Origin of the sequence: Thermodesulfovibrio sp. 1176, assembly GCF_029946585.1 — a bacterium.
Lineage (GTDB): Bacteria > Nitrospirota > Thermodesulfovibrionia > Thermodesulfovibrionales > Thermodesulfovibrionaceae > Thermodesulfovibrio.
In genome coordinates, this window is record NZ_JARZRZ010000001.1 from 68743 (window position 1) to 88768 (window position 20026).

Annotated in this window: 22 protein-coding genes; 9 read left to right on the forward strand and 13 right to left on the reverse strand. The window is 33.6% G+C overall.

Going from position 1 to position 20026, the window contains the following annotated elements:
• Nucleotides 1–11 precede the first annotated feature (11 nt).
• Both metK and ahcY read left to right on the forward strand, forming a co-directional pair.
• Complete coding sequence (gene metK, locus QI155_RS00360) at nucleotides 12–1172, forward strand: methionine adenosyltransferase (RefSeq protein ID WP_068861290.1); 1161 nt, start codon at nucleotides 12–14, stop codon at nucleotides 1170–1172.
• Nucleotides 1166–2425: an adenosylhomocysteinase gene (gene ahcY, locus QI155_RS00365; RefSeq protein WP_281320876.1), complete on the forward strand. Its 1260-nt coding sequence runs from the start codon at nucleotides 1166–1168 to the stop codon at nucleotides 2423–2425. The genes metK and ahcY overlap by 7 nt, the downstream gene beginning before the upstream one ends.
• 36 nt (nucleotides 2426–2461) lie before the next feature.
• Here the strand turns inward: ahcY and QI155_RS00370 are convergent, their stop codons facing one another.
• The 4 genes from QI155_RS00370 to nrfH form a co-directional block, all read right to left on the reverse strand.
• Nucleotides 2462–4066 carry a (Fe-S)-binding protein gene (locus QI155_RS00370; protein WP_068861292.1) on the reverse strand — a complete coding sequence of 535 codons (1605 nt, stop codon included), beginning with the start codon at nucleotides 4064–4066 and terminating at the stop codon, nucleotides 2462–2464.
• 11 nt (nucleotides 4067–4077) lie between these two features.
• Nucleotides 4078–4971 (reverse strand): respiratory nitrate reductase subunit gamma, encoded by an 894-nt coding sequence (locus tag QI155_RS00375; protein ID WP_068861293.1) that lies wholly within the window; start codon nucleotides 4969–4971, stop codon nucleotides 4078–4080.
• 189 nt (nucleotides 4972–5160) lie between these two features.
• Nucleotides 5161–6576, reverse strand: coding sequence for an ammonia-forming cytochrome c nitrite reductase subunit c552 (locus QI155_RS00380; RefSeq protein WP_348650819.1), 1416 nt, complete (start codon nucleotides 6574–6576; stop codon nucleotides 5161–5163).
• Between the two features lie 66 nt (nucleotides 6577–6642).
• A complete protein-coding gene (gene nrfH, locus QI155_RS00385; protein WP_281320877.1) occupies nucleotides 6643–7083 on the reverse strand; it encodes a cytochrome c nitrite reductase small subunit in 441 nt (146 codons plus the stop codon).
• Between the two features lie 153 nt (nucleotides 7084–7236).
• On the opposite strand from nrfH, the gene hcp reads away from it, so the two are divergent.
• Nucleotides 7237–8868, forward strand: coding sequence for a hydroxylamine reductase (gene hcp / locus QI155_RS00390; protein ID WP_281320878.1), 1632 nt, complete (start codon nucleotides 7237–7239; stop codon nucleotides 8866–8868).
• 27 nt (nucleotides 8869–8895) lie between these two features.
• On the opposite strand, the gene tgt is transcribed toward hcp, so the two are convergent.
• Complete coding sequence (tgt, locus tag QI155_RS00395; RefSeq protein ID WP_068861581.1) at nucleotides 8896–10017, reverse strand: tRNA guanosine(34) transglycosylase Tgt; 1122 nt, start codon at nucleotides 10015–10017, stop codon at nucleotides 8896–8898.
• 354 nt (nucleotides 10018–10371) lie between these two features.
• Nucleotides 10372–11094 carry a dethiobiotin synthase gene (bioD, locus tag QI155_RS00400; protein WP_281320879.1) on the reverse strand — a complete coding sequence of 241 codons (723 nt, stop codon included), beginning with the start codon at nucleotides 11092–11094 and terminating at the stop codon, nucleotides 10372–10374.
• 82 nt (nucleotides 11095–11176) lie between these two features.
• Between bioD and QI155_RS00405 the strand changes: the two genes are divergently transcribed.
• Together QI155_RS00405 and QI155_RS00410 are read left to right on the forward strand one after the other, a co-directional pair.
• A complete protein-coding gene (locus tag QI155_RS00405) occupies nucleotides 11177–11752 on the forward strand; it encodes a hypothetical protein (protein ID WP_068861584.1) in 576 nt (191 codons plus the stop codon).
• On the forward strand, nucleotides 11739–12392 hold the full coding sequence (locus QI155_RS00410; RefSeq protein ID WP_068861585.1) for an HAD-IA family hydrolase: 654 nt from the start codon (nucleotides 11739–11741) through the stop codon (nucleotides 12390–12392). The genes QI155_RS00405 and QI155_RS00410 overlap by 14 nt, the downstream gene beginning before the upstream one ends.
• Before the next feature lie 5 nt (nucleotides 12393–12397).
• Here the strand turns inward: QI155_RS00410 and QI155_RS00415 are convergent, their stop codons facing one another.
• From QI155_RS00415 to rpmB, 6 genes are read right to left on the reverse strand one after another with little or no spacing between them, the layout of a single operon-like run.
• Complete coding sequence (locus tag QI155_RS00415; protein ID WP_068861586.1) at nucleotides 12398–12769, reverse strand: DVU0772 family protein; 372 nt, start codon at nucleotides 12767–12769, stop codon at nucleotides 12398–12400.
• A 16-nt stretch (nucleotides 12770–12785) separates the two neighbouring features.
• On the reverse strand, nucleotides 12786–13106 hold the full coding sequence (locus tag QI155_RS00420; protein ID WP_068861587.1) for a ferredoxin-thioredoxin reductase catalytic domain-containing protein: 321 nt from the start codon (nucleotides 13104–13106) through the stop codon (nucleotides 12786–12788).
• Nucleotides 13107–13108: 2 nt separating this feature from the next.
• Nucleotides 13109–13357, reverse strand: a complete 249-nt coding sequence (locus QI155_RS00425; protein WP_281320880.1) for a glutaredoxin family protein — start codon at nucleotides 13355–13357, stop codon at nucleotides 13109–13111.
• Nucleotides 13350–13700 (reverse strand): hypothetical protein, encoded by a 351-nt coding sequence (locus tag QI155_RS00430; RefSeq protein ID WP_281320881.1) that lies wholly within the window; start codon nucleotides 13698–13700, stop codon nucleotides 13350–13352. The genes QI155_RS00425 and QI155_RS00430 overlap by 8 nt, the downstream gene beginning before the upstream one ends.
• Nucleotides 13687–14148 carry a DUF721 domain-containing protein gene (locus QI155_RS00435; RefSeq protein ID WP_281320882.1) on the reverse strand — a complete coding sequence of 154 codons (462 nt, stop codon included), beginning with the start codon at nucleotides 14146–14148 and terminating at the stop codon, nucleotides 13687–13689. Before QI155_RS00435 ends, QI155_RS00430 begins: the two co-directional genes overlap by 14 nt.
• Nucleotides 14149–14162: 14 nt before the next feature.
• Nucleotides 14163–14351, reverse strand: a complete 189-nt coding sequence (gene rpmB / locus QI155_RS00440) for a 50S ribosomal protein L28 (RefSeq protein WP_068861591.1) — start codon at nucleotides 14349–14351, stop codon at nucleotides 14163–14165.
• A gap of 83 nt (nucleotides 14352–14434) precedes the next feature.
• Here rpmB and infB point away from each other — a divergent pair, with 83 nt between their 5' ends.
• The 4 genes from infB to QI155_RS00460 are packed head-to-tail and all read left to right on the forward strand — an operon-like array spanning nucleotide 14435 to nucleotide 18865.
• Nucleotides 14435–16744, forward strand: coding sequence for a translation initiation factor IF-2 (gene infB / locus QI155_RS00445; RefSeq protein ID WP_068861592.1), 2310 nt, complete (start codon nucleotides 14435–14437; stop codon nucleotides 16742–16744).
• Nucleotides 16745–17101 carry a 30S ribosome-binding factor RbfA gene (gene rbfA, locus QI155_RS00450; RefSeq protein WP_068861593.1) on the forward strand — a complete coding sequence of 119 codons (357 nt, stop codon included), beginning with the start codon at nucleotides 16745–16747 and terminating at the stop codon, nucleotides 17099–17101.
• Nucleotides 17098–18090 (forward strand): bifunctional oligoribonuclease/PAP phosphatase NrnA, encoded by a 993-nt coding sequence (locus QI155_RS00455; RefSeq protein ID WP_281320883.1) that lies wholly within the window; start codon nucleotides 17098–17100, stop codon nucleotides 18088–18090. Before rbfA ends, QI155_RS00455 begins: the two co-directional genes overlap by 4 nt.
• Before the next feature lie 7 nt (nucleotides 18091–18097).
• Nucleotides 18098–18865 carry a ParA family protein gene (locus QI155_RS00460; RefSeq protein ID WP_068861606.1) on the forward strand — a complete coding sequence of 256 codons (768 nt, stop codon included), beginning with the start codon at nucleotides 18098–18100 and terminating at the stop codon, nucleotides 18863–18865.
• 10 nt (nucleotides 18866–18875) lie between these two features.
• On the opposite strand, the gene QI155_RS00465 is transcribed toward QI155_RS00460, so the two are convergent.
• On the reverse strand, nucleotides 18876–19985 hold the full coding sequence (locus QI155_RS00465; protein ID WP_281320884.1) for a hypothetical protein: 1110 nt from the start codon (nucleotides 19983–19985) through the stop codon (nucleotides 18876–18878).
• Between the last annotated feature and the right edge of the window lie 41 nt (nucleotides 19986–20026).

Below are 20026 nucleotides of genomic sequence, written 5' to 3' on the forward strand. Positions count from 1 at the left end.
GGAGGAAGAAAATGTTAGGAGACAGAAAGGATTATATATTCACCTCAGAGTCAGTAACAGAGGGACATCCAGATAAAGTAGCTGATCAGATTTCAGATGCTATTTTGGATGCAATGATCGAAAAAGACCCTTATGCAAGAGTTGCCTGTGAAACTTTAGTAACCACAGGATTGGTAATGGTTGCTGGTGAGATTACAACAGAATGTTATGTTGATATCCCTTCAGTAATAAGGGAAACGGTGAAAGAAATAGGCTATACAAGGGCAAAATACGGCTTTGATTATGAAACCTGCGCAGTTATCACATCAATCCATGAACAATCACCTGATATTGCGATGGGTGTAGATCCAGGAGGTGCTGGAGATCAAGGGCTTATGTTTGGTTTTGCCTGCAATGAAACAGAAGAACTTATGCCAATGCCAATAATGCTTGCTCATAAGCTTGCAATGAAACTTGCGGAAGTAAGGAAAAAGGATATTCTTACATATCTAAGGCCTGATGGAAAAACTCAGGTTACTATTGAATACAGAGATGGTAAGCCCTATCAAGTACGAAGTGTTGTTGTATCTGCTCAGCATGCTCCAGATATTACTCTCAGAGAATTAAGAGAAGATATCGTTGAAAAGGTTATAAAGCCTGTTGTACCGAAAGCACTTCTTGATGAAGAAAATGTTCAATATTTTATTAATCCAACAGGAAGATTTGTCATCGGTGGTCCAATGGGTGATACAGGACTTACAGGAAGAAAAATTATTGTTGATACCTATGGTGGAGTAGCTCGTCATGGTGGAGGATGTTTCTCAGGTAAAGATGCTACAAAAGTAGACCGTTCTGGTTCCTATATGGCAAGGTATATTGCTAAAAATCTTGTTGCAGGAGGACTTTGTGATAGAGTAGAAATTCAGATTGCCTATGTAATAGGTGTTCCAGAACCTGTCTCAGTCTATGTTAATAGTTTTGGTACAGGCAAGATTGAAGATAGAAAAATGGAAGATATAATAAAAAAAGTTTTCGATTTAACACCAAAAGGTATTATTGAAAAACTTAAACTTCGTAGACCAATTTTTAAGAAAACAGCTGCCTATGGGCACTTTGGAAGACTTGATCCAGATTTTACCTGGGAGCAAACAGATATGGCAGAGACACTTAGAAAGGAGGCAGAACTGTGTTAAAGTATGACATAAAGGACATCAAACTCGCTAATAAGGGTAAGCTTCGAATTGAATGGGCTGAGATGGATATGCCTGTTTTAAGAATCATAAGGGAGAGATTTAAAAAAGAAAAACCACTTAAAGGAGTAAGGCTTGGTGCCTGTCTTCACGTAACAACAGAAACAGCAAACTTGATGATTACCCTAAAAGAAGGAGGAGCTGAGGTAGCACTTTGTGCATCAAATCCCTTAAGCACACAAGATGATGTAGCAGCTGCATTAGTTAAATTTTATAAAATTCCTGTTTTTGCAATTAAAGGCGAAGATAAGGATACTTACTATAAACATATTTATCAAGTTTTAGAAATAAAACCTCATATTACAATGGATGATGGTGCTGATTTAATATCAACACTTCATAAAGAAAAAAAAGAACTTCTAAAAGATGTTTTAGGCGGCACTGAAGAGACAACAACAGGTGTGATTCGTCTACGATCAATGGCAGATGATGGAGCCCTTCAGTATCCTATTATTGCAGTTAATGATGCTTATACAAAGCATCTTTTTGATAATAGATACGGAACTGGACAAAGCACAATAGATGGTATACTTAGAGCAACAAATAGGCTTTTAGCTGGAAGCGTTTTTGTAGTTTGTGGATATGGATGGTGTGGAAGAGGTGTAGCAATGAGAGCAAGAGGAATGGGTGCAAGAGTCATTGTTACTGAAGTAGACCCACTTAAAGCCCTTGAAGCAGTTATGGATGGCTTTGATGTAATGCCAATAGAAGAGGCTGCCCAGATAGGAGATATCTTTGTTACCGTAACTGGAAATATAAATGTGATTTCTGGTAAAACCTTTTCTAAAATGAAAGACGGAAGCATAATAGCAAATACAGGACATTTTGATGTGGAAATAGACATTAAAAGTTTAGAAAAATTGTCAAAATCAAAGAGAATAATAAGGGATTTCGTAGAGGAGTATACTTTAAAAAATGGAAGAAGGATTTATCTTTTAGCCCAAGGACGACTTGTTAATCTTAGTGCTGCAGAGGGTCATCCAGCAGCAGTTATGGATATGAGCTTTGCCAATCAGGCTCTTTCAGCTGAGTATATATTTAATAATGCAAAAAAACTTGAAAGAAAAGTATATTCTGTCCCAGAAGAAATTGATAGAGAAATTGCCCGCCTTAAACTTGAAGCAATGGGCATAAAAATTGATACTCTAACAAAAGAACAATATAAGTACCTTCACAGCTGGCAAATTGGAACATAAAAAGATCCCCCAGCTCATAAAGCTGGGGAATTCACCTTATTCTTCCATCTCTTCTAAATTAAGAAATGGTGGAATGTCCGTAATGGCATTTACAATTAAATCCGCTAATCCAGAGTAATTTATTTTGTATTTATGAAAAAGTTCATATATTTTCATTATGTCTCTTAAAGATCCTTTACAATTAGAACAAGTTGCAACAACAACTTTGGGTATATCCTGATTAAGGACATCGCTGAAGGTATCAAGAATTTGTTTAGTCTTTAATCTTAAAGAGACCTTGTTTCTGAATACAGGAAAATTAAGAGACCTTATAATAGCAAAACCACTTCCACCACCACAACAGTAATTATAAGTTCCGTTAGGCTTCATTTCTCTAAATGTTCCGGGAGATATTGCCTTTATAATTTTTCTTTGAGGAGATACAATTCCCATTAATCTAACGATATTGCATGAATCATGGAATGTTATAGGGAAATTATTTCTCATAGGGTCTAATTTAACAACTCCACTTCTTACTATTTCCCACATTAATGGTAAACAGCTCTCTCTCTGAATATTCCATAAGGGAGAGCTCGCAGGAAGAATTCTATCAAAAATTACAGAATAAACCTTATGAGAATGTCCACATTCACCTATTACAAGCTTTTTAACTCCCAATTCATGGGCAATCTGTAAATGCCTTAACCCCACTCTTGCTAATTCAACATCATCATACCATGCACCATAGTTAACTCCATCATATCCAAGTGTTTCACTGCTTAATGTATAATTTATTCCAGCAGCATCAAAAAGAATCGCAAAGGCTGCAATATGGTCAGGCCATGAAAGATATTCTCCTCCATTGTGCAAAAGCATTATATCTGCACCCTTTTTATCTACAGGAATAGTTATTTTTTTCCCTGTCTTTTCATGAATATCCTCTTCTATGAATTTAATCACATCTATAAAAGTATGCGGTTTCATTCCTGTTGTTGAACCTGTTTGTAAATGAAGCCTTGTACCTTTTTTATAAACTTCTACAGGAGCCATCCCTAATTCCTGACTGAATAGTTTTCTTAATTCCCTTGCTATTAATCCATTGTCTATTCCAACAGGGCAATACAAGGCACATCTTCTACATAGTGTACAACGATAGGCAAGCTCTAAAAGCCTTCTAATTAGACTGTATGTTACTTCAATATCTGCTCCAACAAAGGATTTAAGTACTTTTCCGCTGATAGTGAAATATCTTTTATAAATTCTTCGAAGAACTTCTGAGCGAAAATTAGGTCTATAGATTTCCTTTTTACCACTACCTACATAAATATGACATGCTTCTGCACAGGTATTACATTTTACGCAATGTTTTAACGAGAGAAAAAAAGGTTTATAGAAAGTCCAGTTAGATTCAGGATTAAGAAGTTTCTGTATACCATTGAGAAATTTTTTAATAATTTCTTCTTTTTCTTCCTCAGAGGGATTTATAAAAGGGAAACCTGAAAAACCATCAAGGGATAAATCATATTTATCAAACCAATCATCGGGAGCTTTATAACTGTCATTTTCTTCATCTAAATAGGGTGACAGTGAGATAAGTTCATCATTATTAATTTCAAAAATTGGTTGATTGGTTTCTTTAGCAAAATCTTTTAATTTTTCCATTTTATGCCTCCTCAAACTTTATCATGAAGATTTGTATTTTGAGCATTTTCAAGCCAGCTTTTATCAGACAGGATGTGTGGACCTGTCCATCTAACCCTGTAATTAAGCTGTTCAGAAATTTTTTTCTCCTCTTTTGAACCCTTAATCTGATACATATCATCCCATAAAATTTTGTGAAAGGTCATATACTTTACAGGACCGTGGAAAAATTTAGAAAAGGGAATGTATATCAAAAATAATTTAAAAATTAGAAAATGTAAAATTATCACTAAAGATAGTTCATCAACTGGAATATTACCTTTCAAGAGCCCCTCTAAATAAGTTATGGATTCATTAATCCCGCCTTTATTCATTATCGCAAATAAGCCTGATGCAAAAAGGATTAATAGGAATAAGAGATTTAAATAATCAATTGGAGATGTATATATCTTTAAATCGTGAATTGTACCTCTTTTCACAATTAATCCCAAAACTCCAAGACTTCCTAAAATATATGATAAATAAGCTAATACGGAAAGTTTTGAAGTTATCTCTAAATTGAATATAGAATTTATAATTAGAATTCCCATCCAAAGAAAGAGCAACCAAATGCCCCAGTGTAAAGCCATTGACCAAATCCATATACCATAGGGATTGAACTTTTTAACTTTGTGCAAATATAAAATCTCTTTAAAGGGCTCTATATATTCACCTAATGTGTATCTTTCAGGTCTCTTTTCAAGCCAATTTAATTCTTCCATATAAGACCCGCCATACTTCCTTTTTTCTTCTGATTCATGAGGTAATGGATAAATCTCCCACCGAACATTAAGAGGCATTTTTGAAATTTTATAAAATTTAATCGCGATACCTAAAATCAAGATAATCGGGGATAAAATCCCTAATATCATCAATAAGCTTTCCATATTTCCTCCTCATTAAAATTTATTTATAAGTCTATTATTTTATTTAATAGTAAAATAAAAATTTTTCAAAAATCAAGATTTAATGAAAAAGTTTATAAATTAAAAAATTGTGGTTTTTTAAGATAGAATTCTAAAAACAGAGTCATAAAGGAGACTCCAGTCTTATAACAGACCGGAGTCTCCCAAAAATCATTTTAGTAATGCTTCTATGTTCTGTTGTGTTCCGAAGGGATCTTTGAACTCCTGTTCTGGTTTAAAGTTAAGTTTCTTTTCTCCACGATTATTAAGATACTTTTTAAGTTCTAAATCAATATTTACAGGAACTTCCACATTAGCCTTTGCAAGCATTGTTCTTAAAATAGATTCTGATTTTGATGCATAGGCAACAGCATCGCCGAGAATTCTTGTTGCTTCAGTTGGATTGTGAAACCCAACTGAATTCTCTGCTCCAATGAAAATTACTCTGTAAAGGGCTTCAAGATAAAGATCCTTTGCTTTGTTATAAAGAGCCTGGTCAAACTGTTTTCCGCTTTCTTGAGATTTGTGTGCTAATTCAAACAACTTAGCAGTAACTGCTGTTTGATAACCTGCTCTAAGATACATGCTAATGGTTCTATCCTGAATTGCTATTACCTGTTGTTTTAACCACTCAGGAGTTTGGCTATGGCATTGTAAACAGGCTTTCATATCGTATTTAAGTGGACTCATTATTCTGTGTTCAGAGACTTTAAAGCCACCCATTCTCTTAAAGGGCATATGGCAATCTGAACAGGCTACTCCCGCATTCCAATGGACCGAGTTGTTTGAGAAAAATTCAAATTCAGGATGTCTTATAAAAGCAAGTTTAAATCCAGTTACTGCTTGTTTCCATTCTGCATAAGAAGGGTCGCTTTTTAGAACTTTTATTATATTTTCAACACTAATTCCGCCGAGTTTACTGCCCTGCCATGGAAAGAAAAGTCCTGTTGGCTTCATATCTTTGTCTCTTGGTACAACATAGGTAACATGACATTGAGCACATACAATACTACGCATCTGCTGATGAGTAATATTTTTTGTATCAACTCCCATTGTCTGCAAAGCCTTAACAAGAGTGAATCCTCTTCTTATATTCAAAGAAGCGTCCTTTGGATTATGGCAGTCGATACAGGAATCTCCAAGTTTTCTATGTTTTTCTGGTATCCATTTCCAAGCTTCATCTATAGGAGTATTATAATAGGCAGGTCCGTATTTAGCCTCAAGATCGGGTGCATAGGTTGATTTACAGGTAAGACAAACTCCTCCAGGTTTTGTTCTTGAAGGATCAATTTCTTGTACATCTATAACTCTGTAAAAGTGAGACCTTGGCTCATTATATTCAATACCAAATCCGAAACCATTGTATAGTACACCTAAAAAAGGATACTGGGAAAGCTTGTCATAGACAATTTTGTCGGTATCCCAGCCCCTTTTATATTTGCTTTTGCCTGCTAGAGTTGGTTCCTGTGATTGTTTATACATTTCATAATGAATTGGATAAACCTTTCCCCATACTTCCGGATCTACTTCATTTTCAGCAATAGGAGTTACCCTAAATTCTTGTGCTTTCTCAGACTGACATCCCATAATTAGTAGAACACAGACAAAACATAAAATTAAAGATAAACTAAATCCTTTCATAAAAAACCTCCATTAAATTGTTTCTCTTAAACCTGTTTGTCTATGAGATGTTCTTTTATGGCAGTCCCAGCATTTTCTGTCAGCTATTGTAATTCTTGAAACCATGCCTTCATGGCATCTGATACAGTTTTGCTGAATTGTTTTTTTAGCATGGGCTGAAGTTTTTATTGGGTCGGAAACTCTTCCAGTATGAAATGCAATGAAATCTTTGCTACCATCAACTGCTTTCCAGAAATAAAAGTTAACCTTTGAATCATTAGGAAGATGACAATCCACACATTTTAAAGAATTATGAACCCCTCCTTTCATTAAGGTTATATACTGTTCTTTCATAACATGACAACTGGCACAAAATTCTGGCGTATTTGTCTTGGCAAGAATTCTCGGGGAAAAAGCTATGGTAACCACGAGTAAAATTAAAACTATTGCAAGAATAATTAAATTTTTTTTCATAACTCACCCCCTTTATAAAGAACTTAGTTTTGTTAAATTTTACCATCAATTTTAAATAAATACAATACTCCAAAAATATGATTTAAATCATATTTTTTAATAATTAGACATGGTAAGATTAAAGTATAAAAAATACTTTTAGGAGGTTTAACTATGTTTTGTAGACAGTGTGAACAAACAGCAAATCAAATAGGATGCACAAAATTAGGCGTATGCGGAAAACAACCAGATACAGCCTATCTTCAGGATCTATTGACTTATGCACTTCAGGGACTTGCAACTTATGCAAAGGAGGCGTTCAAAGGATACTCTTCTGCTCTGTCTAAGGATGATATCAGCAAAATTAACAGATTTACTGTGGAAGCACTCTTTGCCACTTTAACAAATGTTAATTTTGACTCAGAAGTCATTAAAAACTTTATTTATGAAGCAGTAAAACTGAGAGAAGATCTTAAGCAAAAGGGAATTAAAGCTCAGGAAACAGAAGTTTGTAGATTTCATCCAGCTGATAACTTACAGGAACTTGTAAAACAGGGTGAAGAAGCAAACAGAAAGCTTTTCCATAGCTACAAAGACGAGGACATTCAATCCCTTAAGGAAACAACCCTTTACTCTCTAAGAGGAATCGCTGCCTACACTGACCATGCTGCAATACTTGGGAAGGAAGATGACAGTGTATACTCCTTCATATATGAAGCACTTGATGCAATGCAAAGGGATGGTGACCTTAATTTCTGGCTTAACATGGTTCTTAAATCTGGGGAGACAAATTTAAAAGCAATGGAGCTACTTGATTCTGCAAATACGGGTAGATATGGGCATCCTGTTCCAACTGTGGTTCCTCTTGGATATAAAAAGGGTAAGGCAATAGTTGTGTCAGGACATGACCTTAGAGACCTTGAAATTCTTTTACAGCAAACAGAAGGAAAGGGAATTTACATTTATACCCATGGAGAGATGCTTCCCTGTCATGGATATCCTGAACTAAAAAAATATAAGCACTTTTATGGACATTATGGTACAGCATGGCAGAATCAGCAAAGGGAGTTTTCTCAATTTCCTGGTGCAATATTAATGACAACGAATTGTATTATTAAGCCTCAGGAAAGTTACAGGGACAGAATTTTTACAACAGGAGTTGTTGGCTGGCCCGGTGTCAAACACATAAAGGACAAAGACTTTACACTGGTAATTCAAAAGGCTCTTGAATTACCGGGTTTTCAGGAAGACAGAGAAGGCAAAACAGTAATGGTAGGTTTTGCAAGGAATACAGTTTTATCAGTGTCAGACAAGGTTATAGAACTTGTTAAATCAGGGAAAATTCGCCATTTTTTCCTTGTTGGAGGATGTGATGGTGCAAAGCCCGGAAGATCATACTACACTGAATTTGTAGAAAAAGCACCAAAAGATACAGTGATTTTAACTCTTGCCTGTGGAAAATTTCGCTTTTTTGATAAAGAGCTTGGCTCTATTGAAGGAATTCCAAGACTCCTTGATGTAGGGCAGTGTAATGATGCCTATTCGGCAATTCAGATTGCTTTAGCACTTTCAAAGGCTTTCAATGTAAGTGTAAACGAGCTTCCTCTGTCATTGATTCTTTCATGGTTTGAGCAAAAAGCTGTCGCTATTCTTACTACTTTGCTTTATCTCGGCATTAAAAACATCCGTCTTGGACCAAGTCTTCCAGCCTTTGTAAGTCCTAATGTTTTAAAGGTTTTGGTTGAAAATTTTGAAATTAAACCAATAAAAACTGTCGATGAAGATTTAAAAGAAATACTCGGATAAAGAAATCAGCCTGCTACAGGGAAAATTTTATTCCTTGAAGCAGGCATTTTTTTCAAGAATCGGAAGCCATTGAGATTTAAAAATTTGAAACTCTCCCTTTTTAATAGCCTCTCTCATTTTTCTAAAAAACTGACAATAAAAATAGAGGTTATGGATTGTATTTAACCTCATTGAAAGTATTTCTCTACACATATATAGATGTCTCAGATAGGCTCTTGAATAGTTTTTACAGGTATAGCAATCACAGGCAGGATCTAAAGGTAATGGGTCTTCTTTAAATTCAGTTCTTTTTATGCTAATTCTTCCTTGAGAAGTAAAAAGTGTTCCATTTCTGGCATTTCTCGTAGGCATTACACAATCAAACATATCAATACCCCATTCAACAGCATATAAAACATCCATAAGATCACCTACGCCCATTAAATATCTTGGTTTATCTTCTGGCATGACTGGTGCCATGTTTTTTATTATTTGATACATTTCTTCCTTAGGTTCTCCAACACTCAATCCACCTAAGGCATATCCATCAAATCCGATTTTTAAAAGTTCTTTTAGTGCTTTATTTCTTAACTCAATGTAAAATCCGCCCTGAACAATGCCAAAAATAGCCTGAGAGGTTTTATTTTTTTCAAAATGCTCCTTACATCTCTTTGCCCATTCTGTTGTTAGTTGAAGGGATTTTTCTACATACTCTTTTTCTGATGGATAGGGAATACATTCATCAAGAACCATCATTATATCTGAACCTAAAGCTTGCTGGATTTCAATAGATTTTTCAGGAGTCAAAAAATGCAAACTGCCATCAAGATGAGAACGAAATTCTACTCCTTCTGTATTAATCTTTCTTAAAGAGGACAGACTGTAAATCTGAAAACCTCCACTGTCAGTTAAAATTGGTAGTTTCCAGTTTATAAATTTATGAATTCCACCAAGTTTTTTAATGATTTCATGCCCAGGTCTTAAATAAAGATGATAGGTATTTGAAAGAATTATTTCATAACCTATCATTGAAAGCTCTTCAGGAGTCATCGCTTTTACTGTTCCATTTGTACCAACAGGCATAAAACATGGAGTATGGACAACTCCTCTCTCGCTTTCTATTATACCTGCCCTTGCATAGCCATCTTTTTTTAAAATTTTAAATTGCATTTAATATTTTAGCAGTTTCATTTATTAGAGAACAAAGAATTGTCGATAGAAAATTAATGTCTTGAGCAATTCTGTCATTCCCTCGCTTGAGTCAAGGCAATGTCTGAGTCTCTTTTCCCATCATCCTGAGCCTTTCCTCTGTAATCCTTAGCATTAGCGAAGTGAAGAATCTCATCCTTTTCAATGAGATTCCTCGGGGGATTGACCACCTCGGAATAACAAAAAAGGAGGAGACTTCTGCTTCGCCTCAGAGCCTGCCCTGAACGAAGTGAAGGGGTAACAGAAAAGAGTATCATCTGTATTTGCAAAAGAAAACTTTTTATCAAACAGCAATTTAAAAAAATAAAGCAGAATTCATCCAATTAAATTTTCAATGTGCAAATTTTGCAAAGCAGTCTCACCAATTTTATCTTTGGTCAACTCATTTAAATAGGGCAGTATACCTAAAAAGGGTATATCTAATAACTCATTGAGAATATCGGGATTGGTTTTTTCTGAAATATCATTTTTGACTGTAGTTGAATAATTTATAATAAATCCTTTTATAGGAATTTTTTTGCTTTTTAAAGCCTCAACTGTAAGCAATGTATGGTTTATTGTGCCAAGAGTTGGACGAGTAACAATAATGACCTCTAATTCCATATCTTTTATCAAATTTCTTACAAAATATACCTTTTTAGCTTTCTTTTTTTGCTCTTTAAGTATTGGCACCATTAATCCACCCACACCTTCAACTATTAGATAGTCATATTTTTTCTTAAGATTTTCAAAGGCTTTGAATATTCTTTCAAGGTCAATCTCCATATCTTCAAGTCTTGATGCAACAAGAGGACTAACTGGGTTTTCAAATTTTACAGGAGTAACAATCTCAAGAGAATCATTCATTTCAGCCATATCTCTTAAAAACATTCCATCAGAGGGAAGTAAAACCCCGTCTTTATTTAAACATCCTGTCTCAATTGGTTTCATTGCTCCAACTTTTAATCCCTTCTTGATAAAAGTTCTCAAGATTGCAGCGCTTACAATGGTTTTACCAACCCCTGTATCGGTTCCTGTGATAAAATATCCAGATTTCATAGTAATTCCTCCTTATTAGAGAATATTATCGTTATATGGTATAATGTTGTATAGATTAAAGGCAAGTAAAAGGAGGAAAACTGTGTTAAGATTCGAAGAATTACAGATGAGATTAATGGATGCAGCAAAGAATTATCTCGATGTATATGAAATGTCTACATTGGTTGAACAGTATTCATTAAATAAAGAGAGTAGATTATCAATGACATTACCTGAACTTAAGCCACCCTATCCACTTTCAGCTACAATAACATTCTCTTACGATGCGGAGCAGACAAGTTTCTCACTTACTTTTGATGACGAAGAAGTTGATGAGGAAGAGGATTTTACAGATATAGTTGAGATAGATGTAACAATCCATCTTCCCTTTTTGGAAGGATATAATAATGTTTCAGATCTTTTTGAAGAAATAGTCAATGATAATCCAGATCTTGATCCTGTTTTAATAAAAAAGGAATTTTTTAGAAAAGATATGATGAATGGAGAAGAATACGAGATTATTTACTCATACATAATTGGTGGGGAAGAATTAAAGGATCCGGAATTTTATGAAGAATTGTTTTTTGACTTAAGCAATATCTTAAGAGGTATTTATGAGAAGACAAGATTTTTTATAGAGATGTCATGGTATAGGGAGCAAGAAGATGATAATTTTTAATCAAATAGAAACAGTTCTTTTAGATATGGATGGTACAATTTTGGACAAATACTACGATGATTACTTCTGGGAGATATTAGTTCCTAAAAAATATGCAGAAAAAAATGCTATATCCTTCGAAGAAGCTCAGAAAATTTTGTTCTCAATGTATAAAGCAGAAGAGGGAACATTAAACTGGACTGACATTGATTTCTGGTCAAAAATGACAGGAATTGATATTTTTAGCTTAAAAAAAGAAGTAGACCACCTTATAAATCCTCATCCTGATGCAGAGGAATTTTTACAGGCGATAAATTCTAATGGGCATAGAGTATATCTTGTAACAAATGCTCACAATAAAGTAATGGAACTTAAACTTAATAAAACAGGCTTTTATAAATATTTCCACTCCTGTATAACATCTTTTGATATAGGATATCCCAAGGAAAACATAAAATTCTGGGAAAACTTAAAAAGAAATCTTAATATAAATCCTGAAAAAACCATGTTTATTGACGATACAGAAACAATTCTTCATACAGCGAAGCTCGCGGGAATAAAGTTTCCTATTTTAAGGGCTATATCAAGTTCAAAGTCAGCTCCCAGAACTTCAAATCATTTCATTACGATTAAAAATTTTAAAGAAATCTTAAGAAGTTAAGAAAACTATATTAATCCCAATTCTTTTTTAAGCCATAATTTAATTTTTTCGTTAATTGGGCATATCCCGTATTTAATTTTGCTTTTATTTTCCTCTACAGCTTCATTGATTAATTCTTGGGGTATTTCGTCTATTTTTGCTATTGTCTCACCGAAATAATTGGTTTTATGCATCATTAAGAAAAGTTCTGGTTTTTTGCCAGAAGTTTCTATATAGAAAACATACCCCTTGACAGGTTCCTTACAAACTATTGTTGAACCTTCCTGAACTACTATTGGTTCCATAACCTTTGTTGGGTCATAATCCCAGAGAATATTTTGAATATAATAGGTCTCTTTTTTAATATCTTCAAATGTTAAAAGCTCTTCCCATATCATTTTTAATCACCCCTTGTTAAGATTTTTTTCTTCTTTCTGGAACATTTTTATAAGGAATTTTACCTTCATTAAATTCCTTTGAAACATAAAGTCCGCAATAGCATCTTCCATATTCTTTAATATCTTCTTCACTATAAACACAAGGACATATTATATCTTTGTCCTTTTCTTTATCTCCGCTGGCAAGTCTACAGGGACATGAACGATATCCATATCTTTCTTCATTTCGAAGAAGTCCTTTAATTAGGTCTAAAACAAATTCTTTATCTTTGTTAAGTTCAATCCCTTTTGATTGGGCATATTTTTTTAATATTTCATAAAGCTTTTCTGGATCCATGTTTAGATTTCAAGAACTTTCTTGATATTTTCCTCATCAAAGCCTACAACCGCTTTTTCTACAACCAAGGTTGGAAAGGTCTCCTGAGGATTTATCTTTTTTAGTTCTTTAAGGGCTACCCACTGTTCACCGCCATCTAAAAGGTCAACCTCTATGATTTCACAATCAACGTTATTATTTTTCAGAAATTCTTTAACTTTTTTGCATGCAGGGCATGTGCTTAAAGAATACATTTTTACTTTTCTAAGCATTCCCGCTCCTTTGATTTTTATTAAAAGTATTATTTAAAGTCATTTGAATATCTTCAAGCATTTCAAAATTAGCATTCCTAACTTTTTCTATAGGCAATCCTAACATATTTGCAAATTCCTCAAAGGGTATTTTTGAGACATAACATAATTCGGCAATTAAAATTTTTAAAGCATCATCTTCAATTAGAGATTTAAGATTTTTATCAGATACTTCTACCTTATCTACAGCATCTTGAAAGCTCATCCCCTGTTTAATATTTACCAAAATCTCCCGCATTGCCTTTTCATAAACTGCGCTTTCCTCTTCAGAATATTCTCTGTAAACAAAATCAAAATCTTTCATTTTTTTCTCCCATTATTTTTTCATTAACATATAAAATATACTTTGTTATTAAATTTTCCATAACAGATTTCATTTCATCATCTTTGATTTTTTTCACAATTTCGGAAATCCAAAGTTTTTGTTCCTGAGATATTTGTAAATTCTGTTTTTTTTCATCACCTCGGTTATTTTTATAAATTTTGCCAAATTTAAAGGTAATTTCTTTAACTCCATATTGAGATAGCCTCTTAATAAACTCCTCCTGTATCAGTTTTAGTTCATTTAACCAAGCATGTGAGTTAACAATAACTAAAAGTTTACCCTCTTTTAATTCTTTAGGATAGGTATGTTCACTTAAAGGTGGATTAAAAATCTCAAACCATTTGTTTTTTATTAACTTTAAAACTACTGCATCCTCAATCCCTAAATTATTAAATAAAGAGGGCAATAAAAATCCGATTCTTTCCATGAATTCACATAAAATTATACAGCCTTCTTAACTAATCCAGAACGAAGGCATCTTGTGCAAACATGTACTCTTTTAGGCCCTGTTTCTGTTAAAATTTTCATTCTCTGAAGATTTGGGAAGAAATATCTTTTAGTTTTGTTGTTTGCATGACTAACATTATTTCCTATTGTCTTTTTTTTACCACAAACATAACAAGCTGCCATTTTTCCTCCTTCAATTTGCATATACTTATTTATTTATGATAACATTTTATTGATTTGGAGACAAGGAGGGAAAGGTTTAATTTATGTCAGATAAGGGTATAAGAAGTATAGAATTAGCAAAAGAATTAGGTGTAAAAACTTCTGATATTGTCAAATATGTAGAAAAGATAAGAAATACCCAATTTAAAAAAGGCACAACAAACATCAAAATAGAACCAGAAGAAATTGAAAAAATAAGGGAACATTTTAAAGGACAAGAAGAGAATATCAAAGAGTCACCAAAAATTGAAAAAGAGGAGGAAATTAAAGAGCAAAAGGTTGTAGAAACCAAAATAGAAGAAAAAAAAGAAGAAATTAAAGAGTCACCAAAAATTGAAAAACCAAAAATTTCCCAAAAAATTCAATTGATTGAAGAGGAGCTCAAAGTAGAGGAAGAAGAAATTACTCTGCCTGGAAGGTTTAGAAGGGAAATCTCCTTTGAAAAAATAGAAAAAATAAAACCAAAACCTGTTTTAACAAAGGTTCCTCCCAAAAAGATTGAGCCTAAAAAATGGCTTGATTTAAAGGAACAAAAAAAACAGAAGGATAAAAACAAAAGAGAAGAACAAGTTACAGCTCCAATTACAGCTCCAAGGAAGAAGTCAATAAAAATTCAAGAAGGGACAACTGTTAAAGAATTTGCTGAGCTTATAGGACAGAAAGTAGCAGATGTTATAAAAAAATTTATGGAACTTGGCTATATGCCAACTATAAATCAACCTGTTGACCCAGATGCGGCAATTCTTGTGGCTGAAAGTTTTGGAATTAAAGTTGAACTTGCTCAGGCACAGGAGATTGACGTAATAGAGGAAGAGATTGAGGATGCTCCTGAAAATCTGCTTCCGAGGCCTCCTATTGTCACTGTAATGGGGCATGTTGACCACGGAAAGACTTCTTTACTTGATGCAATAAGAAAGACCAAAGTTATAGAGCAAGAAGCAGGTGGCATTACTCAACATATAGGTGCCTATAAGGTGACCTTACAGGGAAAGGATATAACTTTTCTTGATACTCCAGGACATGAAGCTTTTACAGCCTTAAGAGCCAGAGGAGCTAAGGTAACTGATATAGTTGTATTAGTTGTTGCAGCCGATGATGGAGTAATGCCTCAGACAGTAGAAGCAATAAACCATGCTAAAGCAGCAGGAGTTCCGATTATTGTTGCTGTTAATAAAATTGATAAACCAGAGGCAAACCCCCAAAGAGTTAGAACACAATTAAGTGAGTACGGAATTATTCCAGAAGAATGGGGTGGACAAAATATATTTGTTGATATATCCGCAAAAAAAAGAATTGGTATAGAAAATCTCCTTGAGATGATTCTCCTTCAGGCTGAGATAATGGAACTTAAGGCAAATCCTAATAAGCCTGCCAGAGGAACTATTATTGAGTCACGCCTTGATAAAGGTCGTGGTCCTGTTGCCACGGTAATTATTCAAAATGGAACATTAAAAGTTGGTGATGCCTTTGTTGCTGGAACTACCTATGGCAAGGTAAGAGCCTTAAATGATGATACAGGTAAAAGAATAACCGAGGCTTCTCCATCGACGCCTGTTGAAGTTGTGGGTTTTGAGGAAGTTCCTCAAGCAGGGGATAGCTTTATTGTTGTTGAAGATGAAAAAATAGCAAGACAGATAGCAAACTTAAGAGCACAAAAGAAAAGATTAGCTGAAATGCAGAGAGCTCAAAAAATAACATTACAGGATCTCTATGAAAAGATTAAAGAGGGAGAAGTTAAAGAACTTAACCTCATTATAAAAGGCGATGTTCAGGGTTCCATAGAAGCTTTAAAGAAAGCAGTAGAGGATATTGTCCACCCAGAAGTTAAAGTAAAGGTAATTCATGCTGCAGTAGGTGGAATTACAGAAAGTGATGTCAATTTAGCAGCAACTGCTAATGCAATTATAATTGGATTTAATGTAAGGCCAGAACCAAAAGCTCAAGAGCTTGCAGAACATCTTGGTGTTGATATCAAGCTTTACAGCATTATCTATGAAGTCATTGATGATGTTAAGAAGGCATTAATTGGAATGTTACAACCTGAAATAAAAGAAAAAATACTTGGTAGAGCAGAAGTAAGAGCTGTATTTAAAATCTCAAAGATTGGAACTGTTGCAGGTTGTTATGTTTTAAATGGAGTTATTTCCCGTGCAAGTGATGGTATAAGGGTTATAAGGGACAATATAGTTGTTTATGAAGGGAAAATAGGTTCTTTAAAGAGATTTAAAGAAGATGTCAGAGAAGTTCAAGCAGGATATGAGTGTGGAATAGCAATTGAGAATTTCAATGATATAAAAGAAGGAGATATATTAGAAAATTACATATTAGAAAAAATTCAAGTAAAGGGTTTTTAAATGCATCCCTATAAAAGGTCTCAAAGATTGAGTGTTCTATTGAAGGAAGAAGTTGCAGATATTGTTTTACACAAAATTAAAAATCCTCGCTTAGGTTTTATTACTGTTACTGATGTAGAACTCTCAGATGATTTAAGATTTGCAAAAATTTTTGTTACAGTACTTAAAGAAGAAGACAGAGAGATATCTTTACAGATTTTAAATGAAGCAAAGGGTTTTGTGAGAAGCGAGATTGCCAAGCGCTTAAGGATAAAAATAATACCTAACTTTGAGTTTTTTTATGATGAGTCTATTGAAAGAGGATTCAGGATAGATAAGCTTCTTGAAGATATAAAAAAAACATCGGAGGGAATTTGAATCCTCCAGAGCCCCTTGTTAAGATTTTAAGGGAAGAAAATAATTTTCTTATTTTAACTCATTCAACTCCTGATGGTGATGCCTTTGGTTCTTCTTTGGCATTGAAATTTTTGTTAGATCAGCTTGGTAAAAATTCCCAAGTATATACAGAAATTCCTGTACCTTCCCAATATAAATTCCTTTCAGGTATTGAAAGTATTAAAGATTTAAAAGAGTTAAACACGGAAGGATTTAATGTGCTGATTCTTGTTGACTGCAATAATCTTAAAAGAGTAAGCTATGATAAAACTATCATTAATAACCTTCAATCTTTTAAAGGAAAAATATTAATAATAGACCATCATATAGAGGATAAATCTTCTACCGATAATTCATCGCAGGAGTCAATAAAATGGATAGATTCTGAAAAGGCTGCCACTGGAATTTTGATATACTATCTTATAAAGGCATTGGAAGGAAAAATAACGAAAGAAATAGCTACAAATCTTTATACTGCAATTATAGTAGATACTGGTAATTTTCAGTTTGATAACACCACAGATGAAGTTTTATCTATAGCTACAGAACTTGTAAGAGCTGGGGCAAAACCCTCATATATTTATCAACAAAGCTTTGAATCTTGGAGCGAAAAAAGATTTAAACTTTTCATCGTAATGCTTAATAAATTAGAGATTTTATCTTCTTTAGCGATTTCATTTATTTCTAAGAATGATTTTCAAGCTACAGGAACCACAGAGTCAGATACAGAAAGATTTGTGGAATTCTTGAGAATTCTAAAAAATGTCAATATTTCAGCTCTTTTCAGAGAAATAGAGCCGGGTTTTATAAAAGTAAGTCTAAGGTCAAAGGGTGAAATAGATGTAAGTGTTATTGCAAGATATTTTGGTGGCGGTGGACATAAAAATGCAGCAGGATATCGCATAAATGATACCTTTGAAAATGCCAGAAACAGACTCTTAGAGAGACTTACTTACTATAAATTGCTATGAAATAAAAATGGGGAAAATCATAGCAATTGCAAGTCAAAAGGGTGGAGTAGGTAAGACAACTACTGCCATAAATCTTTCATCATGCTTAGCCTTAGAAGGCAAAAGAGTTCTTGTAATTGATTCAGACCCTCAAGCAAGTCTGACCTTCGGTTTAGGGATGCGAAAAAATGGAAGTTCTATAAAGGGTCTCTACGAAGTATTTATCAAGAAAGCCTCTCTAAAGGAAGCTATGTACAATGTGATAAATAATTTATATCTTGTTCCAGCAAAAATAGACCTCTTTATGGCAGAACTTGAATTCTTCGATACAGAAGAAAGAGAGAGAATGTTAAAAGTTGTATTAGATGACTATAGAGAAGAATTTGATTATATTTTTATAGATTGCCCTCCTTCCTTTTCTATTCTTACTCTTTGCTGTCTTGTAGCTTCTGATTCTGTAATTATTCCAGTTCAATGTGAACAATTAGCCCTTGAAGCATTAAGAATTTTTATAAAACTTTTATGGAGAATAAAGGCTAATTTTAATGAGAACCTTGAACTTGAAGGTATCCTTCTTACAATGTTCAGTAGACACTTAACTTTAAGTAGAACTATCGCAGAGGATGTTAAAAAAGTTTTTCGTTCGAAAACTTTTAATACAGTTATACCAAGAAATATCGCATTATCAGAGGCAACTATGAATGGTAAGCCTGCAATTATTTATGCACCTCAAGCAACAGGTAGCATAGCTTATATGGAGCTTGCAAGAGAAATTTTATGTAAGTACGAATACTAAAAATATAATACTAAATTGTTTTCTCATAAATCCTTAAGGTTTTATATCTACGGGCATTTAATATTTGGGTTAGATTGATTGTTTCATAGTTATCTTCAAGAATCCATGAAAATTCAACTTTTTTAAATTTGTATTTTTTTGAACCTATGAATGCCTGTTTAAGCATGATTGATTCTACTCCTTTGTGCCTAAATTCTTTTTTTACACCAAAAAGAAGTAATCTTATTGACTGAATTTTTCTTTTATAATATAGAGCTTTTAAAATTGAAAGGGGTGTAAGTTTTCCCTTAATTTTTCTTAAGACTTCGTTGAAATCAGGGATAGCACCAAAAAAACCTACAGGATTGCCATTTTTCTCGGCAACTACAACTAATTCAGGTAATGCTATCTGTTTTAGTTTTTCTGCCATGTAATCGATTTCTTCTTTTGTAATTGGTATAAATCCCCAGTTTTGAGCCCATGCTTCATTATATACATCCATAAAGGCGTAAAGTTCCTGTTTTAAGTTTTTTAATTTTATCGCTCTTGCCATTATACCTTGTTTTTCAGCAAATTGGGCAATTCTTTCAATTTTTTTTGGAAGAATTTCTGGAATATCTGCTAAAAAGCAGTAAAGATCTTTTACTTTTTTTAAGCCGAAGGATTCAGCAAGGTCATTGTAATAGGGTGGGTTGTAAGGAATCATTATCATTGAAGGAGTATCAAATCCGTCATAAAGAAAACCACATTCTTCATTGGTTGAAAGATTCATTGGTCCACGCATTAATTTAAGATTATTTTCTTTGAGAAATTCTTCTGTTTTCAAAAATAAAGCATTGGCAACATTTTGGTCGTTTACGCATTCGAAGAGTCCAAAAAAACCTGCATTGTCCTTGTGATAATCAATGTGAGCATAGTTTACTACAGCAGCAATTCTTCCGAGAGGTTTTTCATCTTTGTAGGCAACAAAAAATTTAGCTTTCGCTCTTTTAAAAAAGGGATTTTTTTCTGACAGATGCATCATCATGTCTTTGATTAAAGGAGGAGCATAAAAATTGTCATTTTTGTAAAGGAAGAGAGGGAAACAGACAAAATCTTTTAATGCTTTTTTATCTATAACTTCTCTGATTTCTATATCCATGTCTATGTTAATATAAATTCCTTTTACCTTAAAATAAGTCT